7 protein-coding genes and 1 pseudogene are annotated in these 7,636 nt (G+C 65.7%); 3 read left to right on the top strand and 5 right to left on the bottom strand.

From position 1 onward, the window contains the following. Positions 1-22: 22 nt before the first annotated feature. A complete protein-coding gene (locus tag ABH926_RS51420; RefSeq protein WP_370374747.1) occupies positions 23-1,048 on the bottom strand; it encodes an ArsR/SmtB family transcription factor in 1,026 nt (341 codons plus the stop codon). A 438-nt stretch (positions 1,049-1,486) separates the two neighbouring features. On the opposite strand from ABH926_RS51420, the gene ABH926_RS51415 reads away from it, so the two are divergent. Further along, entirely contained in the window at positions 1,487-1,639 is a 153-nt protein-coding gene (locus ABH926_RS51415; protein WP_370374746.1) for a hypothetical protein, read from the top strand. 638 nt (positions 1,640-2,277) lie between these two features. Further along, on the top strand, positions 2,278-2,460 hold the full coding sequence (locus tag ABH926_RS51410) for a flagellin (RefSeq protein ID WP_370374745.1): 183 nt from the start codon (positions 2,278-2,280) through the stop codon (positions 2,458-2,460). A 251-nt stretch (positions 2,461-2,711) separates the two neighbouring features. Here ABH926_RS51410 and ABH926_RS51405 read toward each other — a convergent pair whose 3' ends face one another. The 4 genes and pseudogenes from ABH926_RS51405 to ABH926_RS51390 form a co-directional block, all read right to left on the bottom strand. Beyond that, entirely contained in the window at positions 2,712-3,029 is a 318-nt protein-coding gene (locus ABH926_RS51405) for a hypothetical protein (protein ID WP_370374744.1), read from the bottom strand. A gap of 44 nt (positions 3,030-3,073) precedes the next feature. Then, complete coding sequence (locus ABH926_RS51400; RefSeq protein ID WP_370374743.1) at positions 3,074-3,454, bottom strand: hypothetical protein; 381 nt, start codon at positions 3,452-3,454, stop codon at positions 3,074-3,076. 17 nt (positions 3,455-3,471) lie between these two features. After that, on the bottom strand, positions 3,472-4,896 hold the full coding sequence (locus tag ABH926_RS51395; RefSeq protein ID WP_370374742.1) for a hypothetical protein: 1,425 nt from the start codon (positions 4,894-4,896) through the stop codon (positions 3,472-3,474). Between the two features lie 438 nt (positions 4,897-5,334). Beyond that, positions 5,335-6,514 (bottom strand): annotated as a pseudogene (locus tag ABH926_RS51390) (IS3 family transposase). 536 nt (positions 6,515-7,050) lie between these two features. Here ABH926_RS51390 and ABH926_RS51385 point away from each other — a divergent pair. After that, positions 7,051-7,578, top strand: coding sequence for an integrase core domain-containing protein (locus ABH926_RS51385; RefSeq protein WP_370374748.1), 528 nt, complete (start codon positions 7,051-7,053; stop codon positions 7,576-7,578). The last annotated feature ends 58 nt before the right edge of the window (positions 7,579-7,636 follow it).

Here is a 7,636-nt window from a genome sequence, read left to right as displayed (position 1 = left end):
TGCCGCGCCCAAGCCCCAACAACTAACCCCCTGACCAGCCCGCCTCACCCAACGCCAGCGATGAACCGGGCATCACGGTACATCCCGCCCTCTGATATTGGACGGCGCGGTTGTGATGGGTGCGGTGGAGCAGGCCGGCCCGGTGCAGGATTTGCAGGTGGTAGGAAACAGTGGAGCGGCTGAGGTGGAGGCGTTCGGCCAGTTCGCTGGTGGTATGGGGTGTGGTGAGCGCGGCGAGCAGGTGGGCGCGGGTGGTACCGATGAGTTCATCGAGCGGTGGGCGCGGACCTGAGGGTGATCGGACCGCGCGATAGGAGAGGGTGGGGATTCGGACCTCTGGGGCGTCGCCGGTGTCGATGGAGTAGATGTACCCGGAGATGAAGGGCGACGGGGTCAGGATCAGGGCTTCGGAGGTGAGTTCGTCCGCGACGCTGACGGGGCCGATGTCCAGGCCGCCGTCCCGCCAGGCCAGTCCCGGGCCGAGTCCGTTGATCATCTGGTCGAAGCCGTTGCGGGCGGTGATGGTGGCGCGGGCCGCGACGTCGTCTTCCAGCTCCTGCTGGATTTGTGGCCAGTGCGGTGCGAGGGCGAGCTTCCAGAACTGTTCCAGTTGAGCGGCGGCCTGTTGGGCGAGGTCGTGTTCGCCGCGTTGGGCGGCCTTTAGCAGAACGGCTTGTGTGCTGCGGGTTGGAGTGGCGGGTTCCGTGGGTCGGCCGGTGAGCGCGATCTGCATCTCGTACCCGACCCGTTCGGTGGCCGTGGTAGCCACTTGGTGTAGCTCCTGCTCGAGGTCGTTGTGGAACGTCGCCGGTTCGGGGTTGATGAAGTCCGCGGCGTAGTAGTGGAAGTGGGTGTTCGGGCCGGATAGTGCGGCCAGCAGTTCCAGGCCCGGGTATTCCAGGACTTGGCTGGCGCGGGAGCGCCATTGCCTGCTCAGCAGGTATGGGCGATACGCGAAGGTGTACAACAGTTCGCCGGCCACGCGAAGCGGCGATATCGCGAACCGTGTTCGCGCCAACCCGTCGGTGCCCAGATGGATCCGGAGCATGCGATCCCGCCCGCCTGAGGTGATCTTGTCGAACCTGGTCGAATCATCTGGACCCCGAGGATGCTACCGCCTGAGTATCGACGAGGACGGGCGGGCGGTCTTCGGGTATCCCGACAAAAGGATGACTCTCGGAGATCGCATTGTGATCATGCGGATGTTGCACCTGGGCAACGGGGGTCGGCATGGCACCCGCAGCGTCGCTCAAGAACCGCCGCGCGCAGATCGCGCGGCGACCCGATCGAAGGGATGCACACCATGCGGATGAAGAGGACGGTCAGTGCCGTCGCCATCAGCACCCTGGCCCTGGCCGGGGTGGGGCTCGCGGGCGCCACGGCGGCACACGCGGACGTTTACACCACAGATTGCAATAACTATCACGATGCCCGACTGACCGGCGGTCCGAAGCAGTGATTCAATTACACCGGTTCGGGGAGCAACGTGATTGAAGTCGACGGCAATGGCCAGGTTTGCGACGACAGCAGCAACTACAAGGTCACCGTCGTCTTCTATGGCGGCAAGCAACAGACGGTCGGTCCCGGATTCTGCGCGAACATCGGCGACATCTACCAGTTCCACATCGGTGTCAAGTAGACGAGGTGTGAACCCGCGACCGGCGATCCCAGAGGGTACCGCCGGTCGCGGCATCAGGCGCCCAGCGGCGAACCCGCGACGTGGACGCGAACCACAAGGCCCTGTCGCCGAGACCACAAGACCTTCGTCATCGAGGACACCCACTTCCGGATCCTGCGCGACAGACCGACGAGGTCATGTTCCGCCCATGCCGCGGCGAACCCGTCCCGAGGTGGCAGATCAATTTCAACCGCGCCAAGTAACCCTGGGAGAAGCCGCCAACAATCGCTGGGAATCCACGCCCGGCCCCACGTCACGCTCCTCATAGCCGCCAACTATCGCTGGGAGTCACACCGTTCGGCATCGCTACCTGTGGTGGATCAGCTGGAGGACGGCGCGGCTCCCCTGCCGGGCTAGATGCGTGGCCACCTCAAGCCGCACGCGCTTCCGCCGGTGTGCCTTGCTGTGCGTCCGCCTCGGCTTGGCACCCGGAGCAGTGCCCACCGCAGCGGTCAGCTCGGGGCATCCGGGGACCGAGCACGGCGGGGATTGCGCGGCGTGCGCGACACCCCGATCTCATTTAGGTACAGGTTCACTGACGCGCAGTCATGGGACAGTGGATGCGGTCGGCAGGGTGCCGGACCAGCAAGGAGACGACCATGTCCGAGACCACGCCTGCCGGCGATGAGACCCAGCCCGTCGCTTCGCAGCGCCGAACCCAGAGCACCATCAGCGTTCTGCAAAATGTGACGCAGAACGTGACTGCCGCACAGGGCCGCGTTCAGGACGCCGACCTCGCTGCCGAGCCTGCCGAACTGACCGATGGGGAAGCCACGGGCTGACCATCCCGTACCCCGGCGCGGACCTCTCAGGGCCCGTGTCGGGGTGGAGTGTTGTCAGAACGGCATGGCCATCACGCCGAAGTCATCCCGGTCTTCGCCTTGTGGCAGGACATGTACAGCGGCTGTACGTCTTCGCCCCCGAGGGCGGAGAACATCGGCCCGCGATTCAGGTACGCCGATCGGGTAGACATGCATGATCTCGCCGGGGGAGCAGTAACCGGGACATGTTCAGCTTCCGGTGGCTTCTGTGACTAGTAGTCGATCGGCTTTCTGCCGTGCGGTGTCTGCCCAGCGAGGTTGCTGTCGGTCTGTTTGAACTGGTCGGCGCAGGTGTGGGCCATTTTCGACAGCTGGGCGGAGTAGGTGTCCAGGATGGTTGTGGCGTTCGCCCAGGAGCGGGTGAAGGCGTCGAGTGCGTCGAGGAGGGCGGTGTCACCAGCAGGCCAGTCGACATCCCCGATCTGATTGTCGGTGCCGTTCCACTGGGCTGTGATGTTCTCTAGTGAGCTGGCGAAGCGGTCGAGGCCGTCCAGGTCGAGGCTCAGGTCGGCATCCGGTAGTGGGCGCATGTGCCTTCCTTTCCTTTGGGTCCGTTGGCAGCGACTCATGCTTGCTATGCCTGGCCGGGCCGCCAGTCGCGGGTACGGGCGATCCGTGCTGTGGTCTCGGCGCCAGCGCCGGTGAGATCGACTGGATCGTCTTTTAGGGTGTAGCCGACGTACACGAGTTCGTCGATGATCTGGTGGTCGGCGGCGTCGTCAATGAGTGAGTCGCCATCTGTGAGGAGCTGCTCGACCGTGTCGAACAGCCGTGTCCGCTCCTCGGGCGATCCTGTCCTGAGCTGCGGGGTCATGAACTCTTCCGCGAAGGTCCGGAGCAGGATGTAGCGGGCTGACGGATCTGTGCCCCAGACGTCGAGGTGTGACTGGTAGAGCGGCGCAAAGTCAGGGTGGCGCTGGGTGAGGAACTCGCCCACGTTGGCGTCGGTGATCATGTGTGCTCCGGGGCTGCTCACGCTAGGGGATCGATTTCGGGGATCTCGGGGAGCTCGCCGCCGGGCTCGATCTCTCCGCCGTCGATGCCATCGTTCGCCGGATTGGGGGGCGGGGCTGTTGGCAGCCTGGGCAGGCCGTTTGCCGTGGTCCAATCGTAGTCGCCCGGGTCACCTGTGATCGAACGGCCGGACGGGGATCTCATGGCGGATTTCAGGGCGTTCTCCAGGTCGGTCGCGCGGGCAGGGTTGTCCTTGAGTATCTGGGCGACGTTGCCTGTCTTGTCTTGGCCAAGGATGCTCCGCCACAGGCGGGTTGCCATGGAGGCCGCCACGATCTGGTCTTGCGCGGTGAGGTTCGAGTTGGGATCGTCGAGGACTTTCACCAGGCTGCTCAGGACGTTCGCTGCCTTGTTGATATGCCATCTCCCGCCGACCTGCACACCTGTGTCCAGCTCATAGTCGAGCGCCGTCGACAGTTGGCCATCGCCGTCGATTTGGGAGACTTCACCTGGGCGTATGTACGCGTCCTTGAGTACTCGCGCGAGTGTCGGACTGGATACGGCAGGAGGCGCCGTTCCGTCGGTGTAGTACAACACGCTGCCCAGCAGGGCGGGAACCTCTGGGTCGCTTTGCCAATAGTGCTGGCGTTCCTCATCGGTCAGCGCGACCCACCAGTCCGGCACCCCATCGGGGCCGGGGGCGGAGGAGAGGACCATCCCGTCTTCGAGATCTGTGCCTGTGGATCCGGGGAGGAGCAGGGTCAGATCGGCTGCGGCGCCGCCGAACGCAGCGTAACGTGCGCCGAAGTCTGCGGCGTTGATGCCTTTGCCGCCGGCCTGCTTCGTGACCCGTGACGCCATGGCCGCAGCGTCATGGATCGCGTCCAAACACGCCTTACGGGCGGCGGCTGTTTGGGACATTAGGGATTCCAGCTGGCCGCTTCTGATGTTGGATGCGTCGATGACATGGGTGCGGACCTTGTCGGCCGCGGTCTTCAGGAACTGGTCGTGCCCAAGCGAGCTGTGGGAGGCGACCGCCATGAGGGTTCCGGTGAGCTGATCAGGGTTCATGATCAGCTGCTTGGCGTCGGCATCGGGGAGGCCACCGTCGCTCATGATCGCCTGAAGTTTGCCGAGGCACTGGGTACACAGGCTGTCGAATTGCGGTTGCAGGTTCCTGACACGGCCACCGAAGATCTCCCAGGCGTCGCCGATCTCCCGGTACGCCGTAGTCGAGACGCTGAGCATCGACGGGTACGGAGTCAAGGCGTCGAAGAATGCCTGCCCGGATTGTCCGAGCCAGCCGGTGATGGCTGGATCACTCATCAGCCCGACGGTGCCACCACGGACCAGATCGATTTGGTCGGCGAATTCGTGGTAGAGCGTCGACCAGAGCTGTAGGTTTTCGGGGTCTTGGGGGAGTGGATCCTTGTCCAGGGACAAGATCCACCAATCCGTCGGACGTCCCACTGATACCCCCGCCTTCGGCACTTGTGACCGCGAGGCGTGATTGAACGCTCTCGCGAAGTCACCAACGTAGGTGTAGCGAAGTTGCCCGTCAACCAAGTATGGGCCCTGATATAGCTGCCTGTTGTGAACGGCTCTACCAGGGCAGCCAGCCCGGCGGGTGGGGTTGCCAGGCCGGCCGCGGACGCCTCCGCGGCAGGCGTGTCGTACCGCCGGGGGTGCGACCGCCCTGGTGCCAGTCGGAGGCGTGCGTCAGGGCGGCCCATGTCGCCGATGTCTGACTGTGCGAGCAGCCGCAATCAGGCATCGGCGTCTCGGGCTGGCGGGCTATGCGGCTGGGCCGGCAAGTAGCTGGTGGGCGGCTCGTTGGGCGGGTGATCCACCCCGGGTTTGCTAGAGACCCGGTTGTCTGTGTCAGGCAGGCTGTGCTGTCTTGATCGAAGCGTAGTGGTTGGTTTCGTATTCTGCGGGTGGGACGTCCCCGAGTGAGCCGTGGATGCGGTGGTGGTTGTACCAGCCGACCCTGGCGGAGGTGGCGAGTTCGACCTCGGTGCGGGTTCTCCAGCTCTTGCGGTGGATCAGCTCCTCCTTGAAGGTGGCGTTAACAGCCTCGGCCAGGGCGTTGTCGTAGGAGTCCGCGACCGAGCCGACGGAGGCTGAGGCGCCGATCTCGGCCAGGCGTTCGGTGTAACGGATCGCAAGGTACTGACAGCCACGATCGGAGTGGTGTATCAGTTCGTTGCGCTCGGGCTGCCGCTGGTAAATGGCCATCTCCAGGGCGTCCAGCGGTAGGTCGGTGCGCAGGTTCGCCGCGAGCTGCCAGCCAACGATCCTCCTGCTGAACACATCGGTGACGAACGCGACGTAGGCCCAGCCCTCCCACGTGCGGACGTAGGTGATATCCGAGACCCAAAGCCGGTTCGGGCCAGCGGCGACGAAGCGTCGATCGACCAGGTCCGGCGGACGCGGCGCCGCCGGCTCAACGATGGTGGTGCGCCGCTTGGCACCGCGGACCAGGCCGGTCAAGCCTGCGGTGCGCATCAGCCGCTCCACCGTCTGCGGGAGACGTCGACGCCCTCGCGTTGCAGCTGCTTCCAGACCTTGCGGGCCCCGTAGACGCCGTAGTTCTGCTCGTGGACCCGGCGGATGTGGACCAGCAACTCGGCGTCGCGCAGGCTTCGCGCCGACGGCCTGCGGGTCTTGCGGGCGTAGTACGTGCTGGGCGAGACCTCCAGCACCCGGCATAGGGGCTCGACCCCGAAGCGCTGCCCATGAACCTCGATCATGGTCACGACTTCGTCCGGGGACGGTCGAGTTCCCGCGCGAAAAGCGCGCTGGCGGCCTTCAGGATCTCGTTCGCCCGCCGCAGCTCCCCGACCTCGGCCCGCAGCCGCTTGAGCTCCTCATGCTCGGCGGTACTGAGCAGGTCGGACCGCTCGCCGCGATCGGCCTCGGCCTGGCGGACCCAGCCGCGCAACGCCTCCCGGTGCACGCCCAGATCCTCGGCTACATGCGCGATCGGGCGGCCAGACTCCTGGACCAGACGCACCGCGCGCTCACGCAGCTCGTCCGGGTACTTCCGTGGTGCAGCCATCGTTCCGTGGATCCTTCAACCCGGAAGAACATTCCACGTATCGGGGCCTCCATCAGACCCGGGGTGGATCACCTGGCGGCGCACCGGCGCGGCGAGCCAATGACCAAGGGTCCGTGGCCGGCGCCGGTAGTCGAGGCCGTGGAGCCGGTCGCCGCCAAGTACGCCGCGGACTGGCCAGCCTGGGGCCACAGGAAGATCCACGCCCTGATGGCGGTCGACGGGCACGCCGCCTCGGCTTCCACCGTCGAGCGGGCGCTGCGCCGCCGCGGCCTGCTGCAACCGGCCGACTACCAGGGCGAGCGTCGCGAGCTGGCCAAGGCCCGCAAGGCAGCGTTCGCGACCCCGCCCACCAGGCCCAACGAGGTATGGCAGCTGGGCTTCTCCGAATACGAGACCACCACCGGCGGGATCTGGCGGCTGGCCGGCGTTACCGACTACTACTTCACGAAGTACGAGCACGGCTGGCATATCGCGCCAACCTGCACCGGCACTGACGCGATCGAGGCCGTCCGCATCGCTATGCCGAGGCCGAACGCCTGGGCGGGGCCTCTCTGGCCCAGCTGCTGCCGACCGACCCGGACACCGGCCAGCCGCATCGGGTCAAGCGGGTCACCGACAACGGCGGGGCGTTCAAGGGCGTCGCCTTCGCCAGGTTCATCGCCTCCCGCCCGGAGCTGCTGCACATCCGTACCCGGGCCAAGAGTCCCGGCCAGAACGGCGTCCGCGAACGCGGCTTCGGCTCGCTGAAGTACGAGCACCTCTACCGCGTCCACGAGCAGATAGCCACCGTCGAAGACCTCTACCGCGAGGCCGAGGCCTACCGGGTCGTGTTCAACCAGATCCGGCCGCACGAGGCCCTGGGCTTCCACCGCCCGATCGAGGTCCTGGCCGACCCGCTGCTACACCCCATCCACAAGAATCAACCCGAAGATCTTGTGCCAACGCGGGACACAACCCATCACCACCCACGCCCCACCCCGAACCCTCATCCTGGAACCACACCATGCATGACACAACCAACGGCATTGCGCAGGCGCCGCCGGAGGCAATGCCACGTAGCTTAGTTTGATCATGGTGTTGGTCTGTGGTTTTCGTCTGTGGTTCGGGGTGGTCGGTTAGGGT

It is taken from the genome of Catenulispora sp. GP43 (genome assembly GCF_041260665.1).
Classification (GTDB): Bacteria; Actinomycetota; Actinomycetes; order Streptomycetales; family Catenulisporaceae; genus Catenulispora.
This window is presented reverse-complemented; position numbering and strand designations above follow the sequence as displayed.

Excerpts from the sequence above, each read along its gene's own strand:
- ABH926_RS51405 (WP_370374744.1), bottom strand. The coding sequence starts at position 3,029 with ATGCGCCCACTACCGGATGCCGACCTGAGCCTCGACCTGGACGGCCTC.
- ABH926_RS51410 (WP_370374745.1), top strand. The coding sequence starts at position 2,278 with ATGTCCGAGACCACGCCTGCCGGCGATGAGACCCAGCCCGTCGCTTCG.
- ABH926_RS51420 (WP_370374747.1), bottom strand. The coding sequence starts at position 1,048 with ATGCTCCGGATCCATCTGGGCACCGACGGGTTGGCGCGAACACGGTTC.
- ABH926_RS51400 (WP_370374743.1), bottom strand. The coding sequence starts at position 3,454 with ATGATCACCGACGCCAACGTGGGCGAGTTCCTCACCCAGCGCCACCCT.